The following is a 17,689-nucleotide window of genomic DNA, read 5'->3' on the forward strand; positions in this document are numbered from 1 at the left end:
ACCGCGCGTCCATAAAAAAAGGTGCCGCGAACGGCACCTTTTCGTACGACAACCAGCTTCTGCTGAAGCTTAGAAGCGGTGACGCAGACCGACCGTAGCAGCCGTCTGGTTCTTCGACGACGACGGCAGTTGCGACACGTCGCCGCTGTAGATCGACGCGACACCGCCGTCGCCCATTGCGTGCTGGTACACGGCTTGAGCGTAGACGTCCGTACGACGCGACAGCGAGTAGTCGGCTTGCAGGCCGATCTGGTGGTAACGGGTCTTCAGATCGTTGCCGTCCGCGTTGGTACCGTAACCGCGTGCGTCCGTGAACGTGTAAGCGATGCCCAGGCCCAGAGCCGGCGTCACGTTGTACTTGCCGTTGACTTCGTAGTTGTTCGAGCGGCCTTGGCGTTGGCCCACTGCGGCGCCGACGAGGTTGTCCACGCGCGATTGCGTCCATGCGAGACCGACGGTAGCCGGGCCGAATGCGTATGAAGCAGCTGCGCCGAACTCACGTTGACGGAAGTTGCCGGTAATGACGCCGGAGTTGTTCGCCAGTACGCCGTCCGAAGCACCGGTGGCGTTTGCCGCCGGATTGTTTTGCTGTGCGTAAGCCGCGCCCAAACGCAGACCTTGGAACTGGTATGCAGCACCAACGCTGTATTCACGGTTGTTCGCGAATGCGCCAGCCTGGTTCGAGAAACCGTACGTGCCGCCGAACGTGAAGCCAGCGTAGTTAGCGCTCGAGTACTTGATCGAGTTGTTGACGGAGTAGCCGCCGTTCGTGTTCAGGTTGTCGTTGTTGAACGGATGCGCGAAGTACGTGCCGCCCCAGCTGCCCGTTGCGGTCAGCGGTGCCAGGTAGTCTTGCGCAGCATCGTATTGACGACCCAGCGTGACCGAACCGAACTGGTCGCTCGCCAGACCGACGAACGCCTGACGGTTGAACATACCGTTGTTGTTAGCGAACTTGCCGTTGTTGATGTTGAAGCCGCTTTCCAACGTGAAGATTGCCTTCAGACCGCCGCCCAGGTCTTCCGAGCCGCGCAGACCGAACATGCTTTGATTGATGCCACCGCTGCCAGCGGCCCACTTCGAACTGTGGTTGACGTTGCTGGTGTAGGTCAGGCCGGCATCCAGCAGACCATACAGGGTCACGCTGCTTTGTGCGTGAGCGACGGAAGCGAACGATGCGGCAACCGCAACGACGATGAGACTCTTTTTCATGCGTGGGACTCCAGGTTCGATAATTTACGCGGGGAGCGGGACCTGCCTCAACGGCGCCTGCATCACACGCCGCCGCCCCGTTTGCTGAACCGCTTCGGATCAGCCAGGCACCCTCTGAAACGAAGCGTGAGTGTAGGTGGACACCCTGGTATCGACGCCTGCAATTCGCACAACATGATTTTTCCGAATCAGCAACAATCAGCCCGCAATAAGTAATAGTCCTTGTATTTCAGCCATTTAGCGCAAGACACAACATGTCTCGCGTCTGCCTGAGACGTAAATTATCCGCAACCAATCAATATAAAAGTTGTGCGTCTGCAACAGCGTTTTAACACTCCAGACTTAATCGGGCCGAAGTAAGAAGTTTGATTCGCTAAAGAACATCGCCAATTGCTCTGCCGTTCGAATGCGGCATAAATTTATTTTAGAAACTTTGGAACTTAATAGATTTAAGACAGTCGCCCATCTCTGGATAAAGAAAGGGCGCGATCTTATCGCCGTGGATTGCCTTGCAATCATTTTTTGATTGAATTCCGGCTCTTCTTCTAAGACCGACAATTTGATCTTAGCAGGCTGCTGAAATACAGTCCGACAGAAGCAGCCTTTCTGCACTTACGCGGCTCTCGCCACAAGGTTTATCGCATTGTGCAATTTCAACGTGAATTCCACGCTTGTTCGGCAGTTTGAGGCCAATTTCTGGCTTCATTGCCGCGTTTTTCGCTGCTACAGACGGACTTGTGTCAGTGAGCGCATGCGCACGAGGTTGTAGGCAGCCATGTTCAACACGAACATCTGGTCCACTTTCTTCAACCCGCGCACCACCACCTGGCGCATGCGCCCCACGGTCTTGGCCCACCCGAAGCCTTGTTCGATCAACTTGCGCTTTTGCTGCGAAATGGCGTAGCCCACGCTCGAGGCAATGGTATCGGGCACGGATGAACGCCGCCCCGAGGTGTTTTGCGCAACGTGCGGTGTGACCTTCATCTGCTGGCACGCCTCGATGAATTCCTGTGCGTCGTAACCCTTGTCTGCGCCCAGCGTGATTTCTGCGCTCGCATCTTCTGCCGCTTGCCGCGCGTCGTTGATCATGACCTTGGCCGCTTCGCGCTCGGCGTGCCCGTCAGCGCGCGTCACGCACGCGTTGACCACCAGACCATGTCGATTGTCGGTCAGCGTGTGGCCCATGTAACGCAATTCGCTGGCCGTATTGCCTTTGCGATAGAGCCGTGCATCGGGATCGGTCCGGGACTCATGCGTCTCGTTGCTGCGCTTCTCGCCTTTAAAGTCGCCTGCGTTGCCGCCGTCGCTGTCCTGATCGTCACTGTCCTTGGGCACGAAGCTCTTGTGCCCCGCCCACGCCTGGATCAGCGTGCCGTCCACGCTGAAGTGCTCTCCCGAGAGCAGGCACTTCTTCTCAGCGATCGCCACCACTTCGTTGAAGAATTCGATCACCGCATCATGCTTGATCAGGCGTTCGCGGTTCTTCGTGAAGACCGTCGGTACCCAAACCTCGTCATCCATCGCCAGGCCGATGAACCAGCGAAACAGCAGGTTGTATTGCACCTGATCCATCAATTGGCGCTCCGAGCGGATGCTGTAGAGCACCTGGATCAGCATGGCTCGCAGCAACTTCTCCGGCGCGATGCTCGGCCGCCCACCCTTGAGGTCGGCCTCGTACATCCCGGCAAACAACCGATCCATCTTCACCAGTGCTTCGTTCGCCATCACCCGGATCGAACGCAACGGATGCGACTTCGGAACGAAGTCGTCCAGCTTGCGCATGGAAAACAAACTCTCGGTGAATGTGTCGGCGCCGCGCATGATCTCCAAGGGGCAAGTGGGGGTCTTCCATCAACGCTTCAGGGGCCTTCAGCGATGACATTACCGCCGATACTTCAGCAGCCTGTTAGCCGCTCGGCAGCCTGTGGACCGGGCCCCGGTGGCGGTCGCCGCCGCACGTGGGGCGGCGCGGATAAGAACCGCCGTTTTAGGCGGTCACGCATTCCTGAGCTAAAGCGGCCATCACTTTGCTTGGAAAAAGCCAATGCGCTGAAAGAGGGAAGCCTTCAGCACGGGCGTTGCCCGGAGGTGAATTGCGGCGCCGGCCGCCGCGTGACAAAACCCGTGCTGAGAGCGGACGGCAAACATCTAACAGCCTTCCTGATTTACTTAACGGCGCTGCCGTACCCTTTTTTACACGGAGTTTCCCTACTTTCAGGCTGGCCAGCCTTATGGCCGGTCTCGCGATCGGCCAAGCGTCTCTTCGTCTTCGGGCGAACTGCCTGGTGCGAGCGGATCGGTTTCCGGCTGCGTGTCCGGTCTGTCTGGCGACGGACGCGGTTGCTCATCTGGCTCATCGAGCGGCTGGCCGGCGGGATCGGCGATGGGATCAATGGTGGGATCGGTTTGCATGACGGGAACGTCCTCCTGGATGGGAATGCCTTCCGCCATTCAACGCGCAACGAATATTCCCGGAACCGGGCAGCGGTTGCGAAGAATCTTGAGCGGGCAGTAGGACGACGCAGTCGGGAATCAAATCAGCGGCAATTCGCGGTGTCGGTGAGAAGACGACGGATAAAGACCGCCTTCTAAATAACCGAAGCAAATTGCTCAACTCGATTAACACCGCAATAGAAGTGGCATATTGCCGCGCTTGATAGCCGGCTTCATGCGATAAAAAAGGGCTCCGAAATCTCGGAACCCTTCTTTTACATCCTTGGTGGGCCGGGTCGGAGTCGAACCGACGATGTCCTTTCGGAGGCGGATTATGAGTCCGCTGCCTGCAACCAGCACGGCGTCCGGCCCAAGAAAAAGACCCGGTCTCAAGGCCGGGCCTATTCGCTGATTGGCCGACATACTACACGAAAAAGGGGTCTGCGCAACCGCTTCGCCGGCGCGAAACAACCGCAACAGCCCCTTCACAGCGCTAGATCGCCAGCCGCACGTCGCGCGCTTCGGTCAATTCCCTTCGAGGAACGACTTCAGCTTGTCCGAGCGGCTCGGATGACGCAGCTTGCGCAGCGCCTTTGCCTCGATCTGACGGATCCGTTCACGCGTCACGTCGAACTGCTTGCCGACTTCCTCGAGCGTGTGATCGGTGCTCATTTCGATACCGAAACGCATGCGCAGCACTTTCGCTTCGCGCGGCGTCAGCGAGTCGAGCACGTCTTTCACGACGTCGCGCATGCTGGCGTGCAACGCCGCATCCGCCGGCGCGACCGTGTTCGTATCCTCGATGAAGTCGCCCAGATGCGAATCGTCGTCGTCGCCGATCGGCGTTTCCATCGAGATCGGCTCTTTCGCGATCTTCATGATCTTGCGGATCTTGTCTTCCGGCATTTCCATCTTTTCCGCCAGCGTTGCCGGATCCGGCTCGAGACCGGTTTCCTGCAAAATCTGACGCGAAATGCGGTTCATCTTGTTGATCGTTTCGATCATGTGAACCGGAATCCGGATCGTACGCGCCTGGTCCGCAATCGAACGCGTGATGGCCTGGCGAATCCACCACGTTGCGTACGTGGAGAACTTGTAGCCGCGGCGATATTCGAACTTGTCCACCGCCTTCATCAGACCGATGTTGCCTTCCTGAATCAGGTCGAGGAATTGCAAACCACGGTTCGTGTACTTCTTCGCGATCGAGATCACGAGACGCAAGTTCGCCTCGGTCATCTCGCGCTTCGCCTGCCGCGCCTTCAACTCGCCCGCCGCCATCTGACGGTTGGTTTCTTTCAGGTCCTTCAGCGGCAGCACCACGCGTGCTTGCAAATCCAGCAGACGTTGCTGCTGTTCGCGGATCGCCGGAATGTTACGCGTGAGGATCGCGCTGTACGCGTGACCTTCGGCAACGATCTTGTCGGCCCATTCGAGATCCGTTTCGCTGCCGGGGAAGCGTGCGATGAACTCGGCGCGCGGCATGCCGCACTTGTCGACCACCGTATGCAGAATCTGACGCTCGACCTGACGCACTTCGTCCACCTGCGCGCGCAGCGTGTCGCACAGACGCTCGACGGTACGCGCGGTGAAGCGGATCGTCATCAGTTCGTTCTGGATCGTTTCCTGCGCCTTCAGGTAAGACTTGGACTTGTAGCCTTCCTTCTCGAACGCGCGGCGCATCTTGTCGAACCATTCGCTGATGAGGGCGAATTTTTCGAGCGACGCACGCCTGAGCGCTTCCATCTGCGCCGCGTTGGCCGTGGCTTGCGCCGTGCCGTCGTCTTCTTCCTCGTCCTCTTCGGCTTCTTCCTCGACTTCCTCGTCCTCGCTCTCGATCGCCTCGGCCTCTTGCGCGGAGAAGCCGTCCGCATCTTCCGCGTTGGCGTCGATCAGACCGTCGACCAGTTCGTCGATACGGATTTCCTCGTTCGCGACGCGTTCAGCCATCGCCAGAATGTCGGCGATCGTGGTCGGACACGCGGAGATCGCCATGACCATGTGCTTCAGGCCGTCTTCGATCCGCTTGGCGATTTCGATTTCGCCTTCACGCGTAAGCAGTTCGACCGTACCCATTTCACGCATATACATGCGGACCGGGTCGGTGGTGCGGCCGAATTCCGAGTCGACGGTGGAAAGCGCGACTTCCGCTTCCTCTTCCACTTCGTCGTCCGACGAAGCTGCCGGCGCGTTGTCGTTCAGCAGCAGCGTTTCAGCGTCCGGCGCCTGCTCGTACACCGCCACGCCCATGTCGTTGAACGTGCTGATGATGCCTTCGATCGCCTCGGTTTCCGTGAAGTTGTCCGGGAGGTGATCGTTGATTTCAGCGTAGGTCAGGAAACCACGCTCCTTGCCGAGCTTGATCAGCGCGCGCAGTTTGGAGCGGCGCTCCTCGATTTCCTCGACCGTGCCGGGCTGCGACGACGCGAACGCGTCTTTCAGCAGCGCTTTTTCCTTGGCACGGCGATCGCGAGCCTTGACCTTTTCCACCTTGCCGGGAACGGCTGCAGGGGTTTCTTCGCTCTGGGTTGCGTCGTCATCGACGGGTACTTCATTCAGCTTTTTCGTCATGGAGTTCGCCGTACCGGCTGTAGTCTCGACTCGCGGCTGGTGGACAACAGCCGGTTGAACCGTGGATACTGGAGTCTCGCGCACTACCGCATCGTCCTTCGCGGCAGCCGCTTCCCTTGCGCTTCTGACACCCGGCCGCCTGGCCACGGGTGATACAGCTTTCGCCGCCCTGACCGGCTCCGCTCGCGCAGCTGAAGTGGTCGAGGATTTCTTCCCCGCAGCCGGCGCAACGCTGACGGCAGACGCCTTCTTGGCGGAAGAAGCTAACTTGGCTTCGGTGACCTTTCCGGTCCGCTCCCTGGAGCGCGTGCCTGCCGCTTTCTTTCCGCCCGTGGTCCCGTCTGAAGTCTTTGCCATCGCATCGCCTTTTCGCCTTTGCTAGGAAAACCCTTTGAAAAACAAACCGCTGGAAACCTTTAATTATACCACCCAGGTTTCCGGCGTTCCGCCTACAACCCAAGCTGACGCTTCATGTCAGCCCGCTTCCGATTCAGCTCCGAGAGTTCCGCGAACTCCTCCGGCGTATGCCGGGATTGCCGCGAAAGCTGCTCGAGACGATCGCAGTAAGCGTCGTAACGCATCTTCAGAATCGCCGCCTTCAGTTCTTCGCCAACGATCCGTTCCTGCTCGCGCCGTTCCTCGATGACGGTCGCATCTTCCGGGTCCTTCAGCAGCAAATCCCGGACGTTTTCATCATAGTCTAGAATTTTGCGAAAGATTTCCTCGAAAGTTGGGGCGTTTGCGCCGTTGCGCAACAGATCCGACAACAATTGAAATTCCGCCGAATCGCCCAGCGCGCGTGCATGCGTCGTCACTTCCTCGAACAGCTCTCCGTGCCGGGTGACGCTCAGAAGCGCCTGTTCCGACTCTTCGTCGAGCACCGCCACCGTGCGCGGGTACATCACCAGATTGCGCAGCGTTTTCTCTTCGATCCCGGTCACGCTGCGCCGGTCCTTGCGTGCCGGGGCCGAACGGGCCGCCGCCGCGATGCGTGAATCGACCTCGCACAGCGCCGCCACTTCGTCGAACGGCACGTCCAGCCGGTCGGCGAACATATGCATGATCTGGGCGCGCAACGCGTTGGCCGGCAGCGCCTGCAGCAGGGGCTTGGCGTCGAATAGCGCGCGGGCGCGGCCTTCCGGCTGGTCCAGTTCCTTGCCTGTCAGTACTTCGTTCAGCATGAACTGCGAGAGCGGCATGGCGCGCTCGACCTGCTCGGCGAACGCCTCGGTGCCGAATTCACGCACGTAGCTGTCCGGATCGTGCTCGGACGGTAAAAAAAGGAACCGGATCGTCCGGTTGTCCGCCGCATGCGGCAGACAGGCATCGAGCGCACGGCGCGCCGCGCGCCGTCCCGCCGAATCGCCGTCGAAACTGAAGATGACCGTGTCGGTCTGGCGCATCAGTTTCTGGACATGAATCGGCGTGCAAGCCGTGCCGAGCGTGGCGACCGCGTTCTGGAACCCTAGCTGGGCCAGCGCAACCACGTCCATATAACCTTCAACCACGAGCACGTAATGCTGCTCGCGAATTGCCAGGCGCGCCTCGAATAGCCCGTACAGCTCGCTGCCCTTGTTAAATAGAGGCGTTTCCGGGGAATTCAAATATTTCGGCTCGCCACCGTCCAGCACGCGGCCGCCGAAGCCGATCACCTGCCCCTTCACATTGCGTATCGGGAACATGATCCGTTCGCGAAAGCGGTCGTATCGACGGTTCTGACCCTGTGCGTCGGACTTTTCGCTGACGATTACAAGGCCGGACTCGACCAGCGCGTCGTCACGGTAGTTCGGGAAAGCGGCTTCGAGGTTCTGCCAGCCGTCCGGCGCGTAGCCGAGCCCGAAGCGGGCCGCGATCTCGCCCGTCAGGCCGCGCTTCTTCAGATACTGGATGGCGACCGGCGCGCCGCGCAATTGCTTGCGGTAAAAGTCGCAGGCGGTCTGCATGACCTCGGAGAGCGCCGTGGTCACCGCCTTTGACGCCGCCGGCGCATAACCGCCGGAACCCCCACCGCCGCCGCCATACCCCGGCGAAGGCTCATTCGGCACGGTCAGACCCACCGACTGCGCGAGTTCGTTGACCGCCTCGGGAAACGACGAGCCCACATGCTCCATCAGGAAACCAATGGCCGTACCATGCGCGCCGCAGCCGAAGCAGTGATAGAACTGCTTGGTCGGGCTAACGGTAAACGAAGGGCTCTTCTCGTTGTGAAACGGGCACAGCCCCATGAAGTTCGCGCCGCCCTTTTTCAACTGCACATACCGGCCGACCACGTCGACGATATCGACGCGGTTCAGCAGGTCCTGCAGGAATGACGGTGGAATCACAGTAAATGACGCTGCCTGAAAAGCTCGAGGCCGCGCGAGCCGAGCCGCCGAGCGGCGGCAGGCGCGGACTGGAAATAGGGAATTACTTCGCGAGCGCGGCTTTGACTTGCGCCGAGACGGCGGTCATGTCGGCACGGCCGGCGAGTTTCGGCTTGAGCACGCCCATGACCTTGCCCATGTCCTGCGGGCCGGCCGCGCCGGTTTGCGCGACGGCGGCCTGGACTTCGGCGACGATCTCCGCCTCGGACATCTGCTCCGGCATGTAAGCGGACAGGATGGCCAGTTCGGCCTTTTCCTTGTCGGCGAGATCCGTGCGGCCGGCCGCTTCGAACTGGCTGATCGAGTCCTTGCGCTGCTTGATCATCTTGTCGATGACAGCGGTGATGGCAGCGTCGTCGAGCGTGACGCGCTCATCGACTTCACGCTGCTTGATCGCGGCCAGCAGCAGACGGATCGTGCCGAGACGCTCGGTCTCGCGCGCCCGCATGGCGGCCTTCATATCGTCGTTGATCTGGTCTTTGAGACTCATCACTCACCTGAATGCGTTGGAATTGAAAAACCGGCCGCGCCGCCAATTGCATCAACACAGATACCCGCTTGGGACTGCTTCCTCAAGCGGGTTGGCGCAATGTGCGTAGTGGATGCGACCCTGCCGGCTGGCCCGAAGGGCCGTGTTTTCCGTGATGGCGCCAGTTGCGCCTTCACCGTTGGATGTCGCCGCTCCGTTCGACAGGAACCGCGGCAACGCCAGAATCAGTAGAACTTCCTTGGCAGCATCTGGCTCCGCAGACGCTTGAAATGACGCTTCACCGCAGCCGCCTTCTTGCGCTTGCGCTCAGCCGTAGGCTTTTCGTAAAACTCGCGGGCGCGAAGTTCCGTCAACAAGCCGGCTTTCTCCATGGTGCGCTTGAAACGGCGCATGGCAACTTCAAACGGCTCGTTGTCTTTTACGCGGATGGTCGTCATTTTTCAATAACGGAACTTTGTAAAGGTTCAGGAGTATAGCAGAGCTTTCTCATAAAGCCATGGCGCCGTCAAGCCCCGCGGACGTACTCCGCGGCCGCCTGGCCGGCCGCCACGCCCGACGCCCACGCCCATTGAAAGTTGTAGCCGCCGAGCCAGCCGGTCACGTCCACCGCTTCGCCGATGAAGTACAGACCGGGCGCGCGGGCGCTCATCATCGTCGACGACGACAGGTCGCGCGTGTCGACGCCGCCGCGCGTCACTTCGGCCTTGCGGTAGCCTTCGGTGCCGTTCGGGGTGAGCGTCCAGCGCGACAAAGCCTCGCCGATGCGGCGCAGGGTCTTGTCGGGCAAGTCGGCGACGCGCGCTTCGGCGGGTATCTGGTGGGTCTCCAGCCACACATGAGCGAGCCGCTGCGGCACCCAGTCCGACAACAGATTCGCAATCTGACGCTTCGTGCCGGTTTTCGCTTCGAGCAATGCCGTCACGGCCTGCTGCTCCGGCAGCAGGTCGATGTGAATCGGCTCGCCGGGCTGCCAGTAGCTCGAGATTTGCAGAACGCCGGGGCCGGACAGGCCGCGGTGCGTCAACAGCAGGTCTTCGTTGAATTCGGCGCCGGTCTTTTTATCGCCGGTCGCCAGCCGCACTTCCAGCGACACCCCGGAAAGCGCCGCGAACGGCTCCCAGTCGGCGGGCGCGAAGGTCAGCGGAACCAGTGCTGGGCGCGTGTCGATCAGTTTGTGGCCGAATTGCTTGGCGAGACGGTAGGCGAAATCGGTGGCGCCGATCTTCGGAATCGACAAACCGCCGGTCGCGATCACGAGGGCGCGCGCCATGATCGGACCCGAGTGCGTGTCCAGCGTGAACCGTCCTTCGGCATCCTGCCGCACCTGTTCGACCGACAGCGGGGCGCGCCATGCAATGCCGCCCGCGTCGCACTCGTTCTTCAGCACATTGATGACGGCGTCACTCGTCTGGTCGCAGAACAGTTGCCCCTTGTGCTTCTCATGCCATGTCACGTGATGGCGCTTGAGCAGCGCCATGAAGTCGCGCGGCGTGTAGCGCGCCAGTGCCGAGCGGCAAAAATGCGGATTCGCCGACAGATAATTGGCCGGCCCGGCATACAGATTCGTGAAGTTGCAGCGGCCGCCGCCGGAGATCCGGATTTTTTCCGCGAGACGCTGCGAGTGGTCGATCAGCACCACGCGGCGGCCGAGTTGCCCGGCCACGGCCGCGCACATCATCCCGGCCGCGCCCGCGCCGATCACTGCGATATCGAAGGATTCCATGGGGCCGCATTGTACCTGCGCGTCCGCGGCCGCCTGCCCGCGCTGCTATACTTTCAGGCTTGCTTTTTCACTTGCGGACGCCTGCCGCGCGTCCTTTCAGGTTCACCTCACCATGCTCGTTCTCGGCATCGAAAGCTCCTGCGACGAAACCGGTCTCGCGCTCTACGACACGGAGCGCGGCCTGCTCGCGCACGCGCTGCATTCGCAGATCGCGATGCATCGGGAGTACGGCGGCGTGGTGCCGGAACTGGCGTCGCGCGACCATATCCGGCGCGCGCTGCCCCTGCTCGAAGAGGTGATGGAGCGTGCGGGCGCGGCGCGTGGCGACATCGACGCGATCGCTTATACCCAGGGCCCCGGCCTCGCGGGCGCGCTGCTGGTGGGCGCGAGCATCGCCAATTCGCTGGCGATGGCATGGGACAAGCCGACCATCGGCATTCACCATCTTGAAGGGCACTTGCTGTCGCCGCTGCTGGTGGATGAACCGCCGCCGTTTCCGTTCGTCGCGCTGCTGGTGTCCGGCGGTCATACGCAGTTGATGCGCGTGACGGACGTGGGCGTCTACGAAACGCTCGGCGAAACGCTCGACGACGCCGCCGGCGAAGCCTTCGACAAAACCGCCAAGCTGCTTGGTCTCGGTTATCCGGGCGGCCCGGAAGTCTCGCGCATGGCGGAGTTCGGCACGCCCGGCGCCGTGGTCCTGCCGCGCCCGATGCTGCATTCCGGCGACCTCGATTTCAGCTTTAGCGGCCTGAAGACCGCCGTGCTTACGCACGCAAAAAAACTTGGCGGCGCGAACATCTGCGAGCAGGCGAAGGCCGACCTGGCGCGCGCTTTCGTCGACGCGGCGGTCGAGGTGCTGGCGTCCAAGTCGCTGGCCGCGCTCAAGCGGACCAGGCTCAACCGGCTGGTCGTGGCGGGCGGCGTGGGCGCGAACCGGCAGTTGCGCGAGGCGCTTTCCGCTGCCGCGAAGAAGCGCAATTTCTATGTGCACTACCCGGACTTGTCGCTGTGCACGGACAACGGCGCGATGATCGCGCTCGCCGGCGCACTGAGGCTGCAACGCTGGCCCGATCAATCGGGAAAAGACTACGCGTTCACCGTCAAGCCGCGTTGGGACCTGACTTCCTTGGCGCGCTAATGCCGCGGCAAAACCGCGACACCATTAAAAAAGCCGCTTCTGACAGCGGCTTTTCGTTGAATCCGGCGAGCGGCTAGCCGAACTCGTGCATCAAGGCACGCGCTTATCCCGCTCGATCACCGCATACGCGCTGTGATTGTGAATCGACTCGAAGTTCTCCGCTTCGAGCACATACGCGACGATCCGCTCATCGGCATTCAGACGCTGCGCGACGTCGCGCACCAGGTCTTCAACGAACTTCGGGTTTTCATACGCACGCTCGGTGACGAACTTCTCGTCCGGACGCTTGAGCAAGCCCCACAATTCGCACGACGCCTCTTCCTCCGCGATACGGATCAGGTCTTCCACCGCCACCTCGCCCGCCAGTTCGGCGTTGATCGTGACGTGCGAGCGCTGGTTATGCGCGCCGTACTGCGAGATCTTCTTCGAGCACGGGCACAGGCTCGTGACCGGCACCAATACCTTGATGAACAGACGCGTCGCGCCATTACGAATCTCGCCCGTCAACGTGACTTCGTAGTCGAGCAGGCTTTGCACGCCGGAGACCGGCGCGGTCTTGTTCACGAAGTAAGGAAACGACACCTCGATGCGGCCCGCCTCGGCTTCGAGCTTTTCGAGCATCGCGGCAAGCATGGTGCGGAACGTGGCCGCCTCGAGCGGCGCCTTGTTCTCTTCGAGCAGCGCCACGAAACGCGACATATGCGTGCCCTTCTGATCGGCCGGCAGATGCACATCGAGATTCCACATACCGACCGTCGGCTGTACCTCGCCGTCTTGCGTACGCACCGTCAGCGGATGACGCACCGCCTTGACGCCGACCCGCTGAATGGGAATCTGACGGGTATCGGGCGTGCTTTGCACATCGGGCATCACGAAGGCGGGATTCATCTGATTCATCTTTTTGTCCTCACATGCCATGCGGATCTCGACGCGCAATGGCGAACGCCGGCTCCTGCCGGCGTTGGGTGATGGGCCCGATGGCCCATCGATTCAAGTTGGAGATTGCTTGGGCCGCTATCGCCGCGGCATAGCGCACCGCAGGACGGACGAGCGACGCAACCAGCGACTCAACCAGGCTAAGCGACCCGCTTCACCGATGATTGACCGGCCATCGCGCCGCTGGAAAGAAAGCGCTCGCGAATCGACCTGGCGATGCCCGCGCCGTCAAGACCGCACGCCGCCAGCAGCTTGGCCGGATCCCCATGATCGATGAAGCGATCCGGGAGGCCCAATTGTAGTACGGGCCGCATAACCCCACTCGCGAGCAGGGCTTCGACGCAAGCCGAGCCCGCCCCGCCCATCACGCAGCCTTCCTCGACCGTGACGATAGCGTCGTGCGTGTCGGCCAGTTCACGGACCAGGTCGGCGTCCAACGGCTTCACGAAGCGCATGTTCGCGACCGTGGCGTCGAGTTGTTCGGCGGCGGCAAGCGACGGCGCCACCATCGTGCCGAACGCCAGAATCGCAATGCGCTTGCCGGCCGGCTGCGACGTCTCGCGACGAATCTCGCCCTTGCCGAGTGGCAGGGCGGCCATCTGCTTGATGGTCGCCACACCCGTGCCGGCGCCGCGCGGATAGCGCACCGCCGTCGGGTTCGGCTGCTGGAGTGCCGTGTACAGCATCTGCCGGCATTCGTTTTCGTCGGATGCGGCCATCACCGTCATGTTCGGGATGCAGCGCAGGAACGCGAGATCGTAAGCGCCCGCGTGCGTGGCGCCGTCCGCGCCGACGAGACCCGCGCGGTCGATCGCGAAGACCACCGGCAGGTTCTGCAGCGCGACGTCGTGGATCAGCTGGTCGTAAGCGCGTTGCAGGAAGGTCGAGTAGATCGCGACCACCGGCTTCATGCCGTCCGCGGCCAGGCCGCCGGCGAACGTCACCGCGTGCTGTTCGGCGATACCGACGTCGAAGTAGCGGTCCGGGAAGCGCTTCTCGAACTCGACCATGCCGGAGCCTTCACGCATGGCCGGCGTGATGCCGATCACGCGCGCGTCCAGTTCGGCCGCGTCGCACAGCCATTCGCCGAACACCTGCGTGTAGGTTTTCTTCGACGGCGTGGTGGCGGGCTTGATGCCCTCAGCCGGATTGAACTTGCCCGGGCCGTGGTACAGCACGGGATCGGCTTCGGCCAGCTTGTAGCCTTGGCCCTTCTTCGTGACGACGTGCAGGAATTGCGGACCGCGCAATTCCTTGATGTTCTGCAGCGTGGGGATCAGCGAATCGAGGTCGTGACCGTCGATCGGGCCGATGTAGTTGAAGCCGAACTCCTCGAACAGCGTGGCCGGCACGATCATGCCCTTCGCGTGCTCCTCGAGCTTGCGAGCAAGATCGAGCATGGGCGGCGCGACGCGCAGCACGCGCTCCACGCCCGCACGCGCGGCCGCATAGAAGCGGCCCGACATCAGACGCGCCAGATGGCGATTCAGCGCGCCGACCGGCGGCGAGATCGACATATCGTTGTCGTTGAGGATGACGAGCAGCGGCACGTCGTCTTCGACGCCGGCGTTGTTCATCGCCTCGAAGGCCATGCCGGCCGTCATCGCGCCATCGCCGATCACGGCGATGCCCATGCGGTTGTCGCCTTGCAGCTTGCTCGCGATCGCCATGCCGAGCGCGGCCGAGATCGAGGTGCTGGAGTGAGCGGTGCCGAAGGTGTCGTATGCCGACTCGTCGCGCTTCGGGAAGCCCGAGATGCCGCCCAACTGGCGCAGCGTGTGCATCTGGTCGCGGCGGCCCGTCAGGATCTTGTGCGGATACGTTTGATGGCCGACGTCCCACACGATGCGGTCATGCGGCGTATCGAACACGTAGTGCAGAGCAATGGTCAACTCGACCGTGCCGAGGTTGGACGAAAGATGGCCGCCCGTCTGCGATACGCTGTCGAGCACAAAGGCGCGCAACTCGTCTGCAAGCGGTTGCAATTGGCGGCGATCGAGGCGGCGCAGGGCTGCCGGGTCGTCGATGGTTTTCAGCAAGTCGTACATCGTCGTTCCATTGTAGGAAAACTTACGCGCCCGCACTTCATACATGCACCCCGTAGCAAAGGTGCGCGGCGGCGGGCTTTCGCGCTCAGCTAACCCGGTTCACCACCAGGTCGGCCAATTCGGCAAGACGCCGTGCGCGCGCGCCAAACGGCGCGAGGGCAGCATGGGCGTCGCTGCGCAGCTGTGCTGCGAGCGATCGCGACGCGTCGAGGCCAATAATCGACACGTAGGTCGGCTTGCCGTCCTTCGCGTCTTTACCTGCGGTCTTGCCGAGCGTCGCGGAATCGGTCGTCACGTCGAGAATGTCGTCGACGACCTGGAACGCGAGGCCCACGGCGGCTGCATAGGCATCGAGCGAACGCATCGCCTCGGCGCCCGGCGTTTCGCCGGCGAGCGCGCCCATGCGCACCGAGGCGCGCAGCAGCGCGCCGGTCTTCATCCGGTGCATGGTTTCCAGTTGCGCGCGCGTGAGCGTATGACCGACGCTTGCGAGGTCGATCGCCTGACCGCCGCACATGCCGATCGAGCCGCTCGCCAACGCCAGTTCGCGCACGAGCGATGCCTGCTGCGCGGGCGGCAGAACGTCCGATGTCAGCGCAACGAAAGCCTGCGATTGCAGTGCGTCGCCGACCAGCAATGCCGTTGCTTCGTCATATTTGACGTGTACCGTGGGCTTGCCGCGACGCAATGCGTCGTCGTCCATGCAGGGCATGTCGTCATGCACGAGCGAGTACACATGGATCATTTCCAGCGCCGCCGCCGCCGCGCCGAGGCACTCGGCGCGCGCGCCGGTCAGTTCGCCCGCCGCGTGGCACAGCAGCGGACGAACCCGCTTGCCGCCGCCCAGCACCGCATAACGCATCGCTTCGTGCAGCCTGGCGGGCTCGGTTGCCTCGGTGGGCAGGTAGTGTTCCAGTGCCGTTTCGACGCGCTCGAGCACCGAGCGGGTCCATTGTTCGAATGTCATAGGTCGTCCCCGCTTTCAGCAGCGGCTGTGCCTGCGTTATTCATAGGCAGCGGCTTGAGCGTCTCGCCGTCGAGCACGCGCACCTGCTGCTCGACCTTTTCGAGCTGCTGCTGGCAAAACGCCACCAGCGCCGCGCCGCGCCGATAAGCGGCGAGCGATTCCTCGAGGCTGAGATTGCCGCCTTCCATGCGCGCGACAAGCCCTTCCAGTTCGGCCTGCGCAGCCTCGTAATTCCCAGGCAGCGGCGTGGTGTCGACGCCCTCGGCAGGCGCGGCAGCAGGATCGTTCGACGCGGTCTTCGCCATGAATAATCGCAAAATTAAAACAAGTCGGACATTCTACGGCAAAAGCGCAATTTCCGATCCGCTCGCCACCCTGCGTCCCGCCTGCGCCCAACGCGCCGCCCTTGCAGTCTCGCAGAAAAAAAACGATCGGTCTGCGGCGAAAAGCGCGAACTTCCTTGACATTTTTGACCCAAATCAGGCACTTAAGCGCCCCACATAAGGGGAAACGGGTATAATTGCGGGCTCCCTAAATCGAATCTTCGATGGTTGGGTTGTTCACTGCTTTCACGTCTTCATCGGGAGTGGGAATGTCCAATCTGAGCAATGCATTGCAGTTGCGGTCTGTTCACAGCCAGCTGCCAGTCACGGCTTACTTTGACGAAGCGCTTCTAACGCGCGAAATCGACACCCTTTTCAAGAAAGGTCCACGCTACATCGGGCACGAACTCATGGTGCCGGAAGCGGGGAATTATTTTGCCTTGCCCAGCGAGAGCGAGGGGCGTGTACTCGTCCGTAACCAGCAGTCGCAAGTCGAGCTGCTGTCGAACGTGTGCCGTCACCGGCAGGCCATCATGCTCAACGGCCGCGGCCAGACGGAGAATATCGTCTGCCCCCTGCATCGCTGGACGTACGATCTGAACGGCCAGCTTCTCGGCGCACCTCATTTCGCGGACAACCCCTGCCTGAATCTCGGCGCCACGCCGCTGCAAAACTGGCAAGGCCTGCTGTTCGAAGCGCAGGGGCGCGACGTCGCGCGCGATCTTGCGCGGCTCGGCACGCGGCAACATTTCGACTTTTCGGGCTTCATGTTCGATCACGTCGAAGTACACGAGTGCAACTACAACTGGAAGACCTTCATCGAGGTCTATCTGGAGGACTACCACGTCGCGCCGTTCCATCCGGGCCTCGGCAGCTTCGTCAATTGCGACGACCTGACGTGGGAGTTCGGCGACTGGTACAGCGTCCAAACGGTGGGCGTGCACAAGTCGCTCGAACAGCCGGGCAGCCCGACCTACCGCAAATGGCACGACGAAGTGCTGCGCTTCCGCGGCGGACAGCCGCCCGAATTCGGCGCGATCTGGATGGTGTACTACCCCGGCATCATGATCGAGTGGTATCCGCACGTGCTGGTGGTGTCATGGCTGATTCCGCGCGGTCCGCAGAAGACCACCAATGTGGTGGAGTTCTATTACCCTGAGGAAATCGCGCTGTTCGAACGCGAGTTCGTCGAAGCCGAGCGCGCCGCCTATATGGAAACAGCCCGCGAAGATGACGAAATCGCCGAGCGCATGGACGCCGGCCGCCGCGCGCTGATGGAACGCGGCGAATCGCAGGTCGGCCCGTATCAGAGCCCGATGGAAGACGGCATGCAGCACTTCCACGAGTTCTTACGGCGTGAGCTCGGCGCGATCTGACCGGTGCTCGCCCCACGCTCGATCCGATTCTTGCGCGGGCACCAGCAATGCATGGAAAGACGGACTTCGGTCCGTCTTTTTTTGTTTAGACTAACAACATAGCCCTGCC

General features: G+C 61.8%; 16 protein-coding genes and 1 tRNA gene. 4 read left to right on the forward strand and 13 right to left on the reverse strand.

Annotated elements, in window-relative coordinates; genetic code table 11:
- Positions 1–69: 69 nt before the first annotated feature.
- The 5 genes from ACOCG7_RS14475 to rpoD form a co-directional block, all read right to left on the reverse strand.
- Positions 70–1,212 (reverse strand): porin, encoded by a 1,143-nt coding sequence (locus tag ACOCG7_RS14475; protein ID WP_073428641.1) that lies wholly within the window; start codon positions 1,210–1,212, stop codon positions 70–72.
- Between the two features lie 723 nt (positions 1,213–1,935).
- Positions 1,936–3,033, reverse strand: a complete 1,098-nt coding sequence (locus tag ACOCG7_RS14480; protein WP_073432981.1) for an IS5 family transposase — start codon at positions 3,031–3,033, stop codon at positions 1,936–1,938.
- Positions 3,034–3,441: 408 nt separating this feature from the next.
- Positions 3,442–3,624, reverse strand: a complete 183-nt coding sequence (locus tag ACOCG7_RS14485) for a hypothetical protein (protein WP_421376070.1) — start codon at positions 3,622–3,624, stop codon at positions 3,442–3,444.
- Between the two features lie 305 nt (positions 3,625–3,929).
- Positions 3,930–4,017, reverse strand: a tRNA-Ile gene (locus tag ACOCG7_RS14490).
- Positions 4,018–4,170: 153 nt separating this feature from the next.
- Complete coding sequence (gene rpoD / locus ACOCG7_RS14495) at positions 4,171–6,360, reverse strand: RNA polymerase sigma factor RpoD (RefSeq protein WP_310124054.1); 2,190 nt, start codon at positions 6,358–6,360, stop codon at positions 4,171–4,173.
- Between rpoD and ACOCG7_RS14500 the strand changes: the two genes are divergently transcribed.
- Positions 6,275–6,595: a hypothetical protein gene (locus tag ACOCG7_RS14500; RefSeq protein WP_421377686.1), complete on the forward strand. Its 321-nt coding sequence runs from the start codon at positions 6,275–6,277 to the stop codon at positions 6,593–6,595. The two genes, rpoD and ACOCG7_RS14500, sit on opposite strands and share 86 nt — an antisense overlap.
- Positions 6,596–6,662: 67 nt before the next feature.
- Here the strand turns inward: ACOCG7_RS14500 and dnaG are convergent, their stop codons facing one another.
- From dnaG to ACOCG7_RS14520, 4 genes are all read right to left on the reverse strand, one after another.
- Positions 6,663–8,537 (reverse strand): DNA primase, encoded by a 1,875-nt coding sequence (gene dnaG / locus ACOCG7_RS14505; protein WP_154874611.1) that lies wholly within the window; start codon positions 8,535–8,537, stop codon positions 6,663–6,665.
- A gap of 82 nt (positions 8,538–8,619) precedes the next feature.
- Entirely contained in the window at positions 8,620–9,066 is a 447-nt protein-coding gene (locus tag ACOCG7_RS14510; RefSeq protein WP_073428637.1) for a GatB/YqeY domain-containing protein, read from the reverse strand.
- A 224-nt stretch (positions 9,067–9,290) separates the two neighbouring features.
- Positions 9,291–9,503 (reverse strand): 30S ribosomal protein S21, encoded by a 213-nt coding sequence (gene rpsU / locus ACOCG7_RS14515; RefSeq protein WP_073428636.1) that lies wholly within the window; start codon positions 9,501–9,503, stop codon positions 9,291–9,293.
- A 68-nt stretch (positions 9,504–9,571) separates the two neighbouring features.
- Positions 9,572–10,789: an NAD(P)/FAD-dependent oxidoreductase gene (locus ACOCG7_RS14520; protein WP_083081700.1), complete on the reverse strand. Its 1,218-nt coding sequence runs from the start codon at positions 10,787–10,789 to the stop codon at positions 9,572–9,574.
- A gap of 112 nt (positions 10,790–10,901) precedes the next feature.
- Here ACOCG7_RS14520 and tsaD point away from each other — a divergent pair, with 112 nt between their 5' ends.
- The gene (gene tsaD, locus ACOCG7_RS14525) at positions 10,902–11,930 is read left to right on the forward strand and encodes a tRNA (adenosine(37)-N6)-threonylcarbamoyltransferase complex transferase subunit TsaD (RefSeq protein WP_083081702.1); all 1,029 of its coding nucleotides are present in this window, start codon (positions 10,902–10,904) and stop codon (positions 11,928–11,930) included.
- 90 nt (positions 11,931–12,020) lie between these two features.
- On the opposite strand, the gene folE2 is transcribed toward tsaD, so the two are convergent.
- From folE2 to ACOCG7_RS14545, 4 genes are all read right to left on the reverse strand, one after another.
- Complete coding sequence (gene folE2 / locus ACOCG7_RS14530; RefSeq protein ID WP_114164692.1) at positions 12,021–12,827, reverse strand: GTP cyclohydrolase FolE2; 807 nt, start codon at positions 12,825–12,827, stop codon at positions 12,021–12,023.
- 179 nt (positions 12,828–13,006) lie between these two features.
- Positions 13,007–14,914, reverse strand: coding sequence for a 1-deoxy-D-xylulose-5-phosphate synthase (gene dxs, locus ACOCG7_RS14535; protein WP_073428633.1), 1,908 nt, complete (start codon positions 14,912–14,914; stop codon positions 13,007–13,009).
- Between the two features lie 85 nt (positions 14,915–14,999).
- A complete protein-coding gene (locus ACOCG7_RS14540) occupies positions 15,000–15,881 on the reverse strand; it encodes a polyprenyl synthetase family protein (protein ID WP_421376074.1) in 882 nt (293 codons plus the stop codon).
- Entirely contained in the window at positions 15,878–16,186 is a 309-nt protein-coding gene (locus ACOCG7_RS14545; RefSeq protein ID WP_073428631.1) for an exodeoxyribonuclease VII small subunit, read from the reverse strand. The genes ACOCG7_RS14540 and ACOCG7_RS14545 overlap by 4 nt, the downstream gene beginning before the upstream one ends.
- Here ACOCG7_RS14545 and ACOCG7_RS14550 point away from each other — a divergent pair.
- Positions 16,185–16,385: a hypothetical protein gene (locus ACOCG7_RS14550; RefSeq protein ID WP_143326527.1), complete on the forward strand. Its 201-nt coding sequence runs from the start codon at positions 16,185–16,187 to the stop codon at positions 16,383–16,385. The genes ACOCG7_RS14545 and ACOCG7_RS14550 overlap by 2 nt on opposite strands.
- Positions 16,386–16,473: 88 nt before the next feature.
- A complete protein-coding gene (locus ACOCG7_RS14555) occupies positions 16,474–17,580 on the forward strand; it encodes an aromatic ring-hydroxylating oxygenase subunit alpha (RefSeq protein ID WP_114164118.1) in 1,107 nt (368 codons plus the stop codon).
- Positions 17,581–17,689 lie beyond the last annotated feature (109 nt).

It is taken from the genome of Paraburkholderia sp. DD10, from assembly GCF_049177125.1.
Taxonomy (GTDB): Bacteria; Pseudomonadota; Gammaproteobacteria; order Burkholderiales; family Burkholderiaceae; genus Paraburkholderia; species Paraburkholderia terricola.

What these genes read in the sequence shown, in the direction of transcription:
- ACOCG7_RS14475 (WP_073428641.1), bottom strand. Translation starts at nt 1,212, where the DNA reads ATGAAAAAGAGTCTCATCGTCGTTGCGGTTGCCGCATCGTTCGCTTCC.
- ACOCG7_RS14480 (WP_073432981.1), bottom strand. Translation starts at nt 3,033, where the DNA reads ATGCGCGGCGCCGACACATTCACCGAGAGTTTGTTTTCCATGCGCAAG.
- ACOCG7_RS14485 (WP_421376070.1), bottom strand. Translation starts at nt 3,624, where the DNA reads ATGCAAACCGATCCCACCATTGATCCCATCGCCGATCCCGCCGGCCAG.
- ACOCG7_RS14510 (WP_073428637.1), bottom strand. Translation starts at nt 9,066, where the DNA reads ATGAGTCTCAAAGACCAGATCAACGACGATATGAAGGCCGCCATGCGG.
- rpsU (WP_073428636.1), bottom strand. Translation starts at nt 9,503, where the DNA reads ATGACGACCATCCGCGTAAAAGACAACGAGCCGTTTGAAGTTGCCATG.
- ACOCG7_RS14520 (WP_083081700.1), bottom strand. Translation starts at nt 10,789, where the DNA reads ATGGAATCCTTCGATATCGCAGTGATCGGCGCGGGCGCGGCCGGGATG.
- tsaD (WP_083081702.1), top strand. Translation starts at nt 10,902, where the DNA reads ATGCTCGTTCTCGGCATCGAAAGCTCCTGCGACGAAACCGGTCTCGCG.
- folE2 (WP_114164692.1), bottom strand. Translation starts at nt 12,827, where the DNA reads ATGAATCAGATGAATCCCGCCTTCGTGATGCCCGATGTGCAAAGCACG.
- dxs (WP_073428633.1), bottom strand. Translation starts at nt 14,914, where the DNA reads ATGTACGACTTGCTGAAAACCATCGACGACCCGGCAGCCCTGCGCCGC.
- ACOCG7_RS14540 (WP_421376074.1), bottom strand. Translation starts at nt 15,881, where the DNA reads ATGACATTCGAACAATGGACCCGCTCGGTGCTCGAGCGCGTCGAAACG.
- ACOCG7_RS14550 (WP_143326527.1), top strand. Translation starts at nt 16,185, where the DNA reads ATGAATAATCGCAAAATTAAAACAAGTCGGACATTCTACGGCAAAAGC.
- ACOCG7_RS14545 (WP_073428631.1), bottom strand. Translation starts at nt 16,186, where the DNA reads ATGGCGAAGACCGCGTCGAACGATCCTGCTGCCGCGCCTGCCGAGGGC.
- ACOCG7_RS14555 (WP_114164118.1), top strand. Translation starts at nt 16,474, where the DNA reads ATGTCCAATCTGAGCAATGCATTGCAGTTGCGGTCTGTTCACAGCCAG.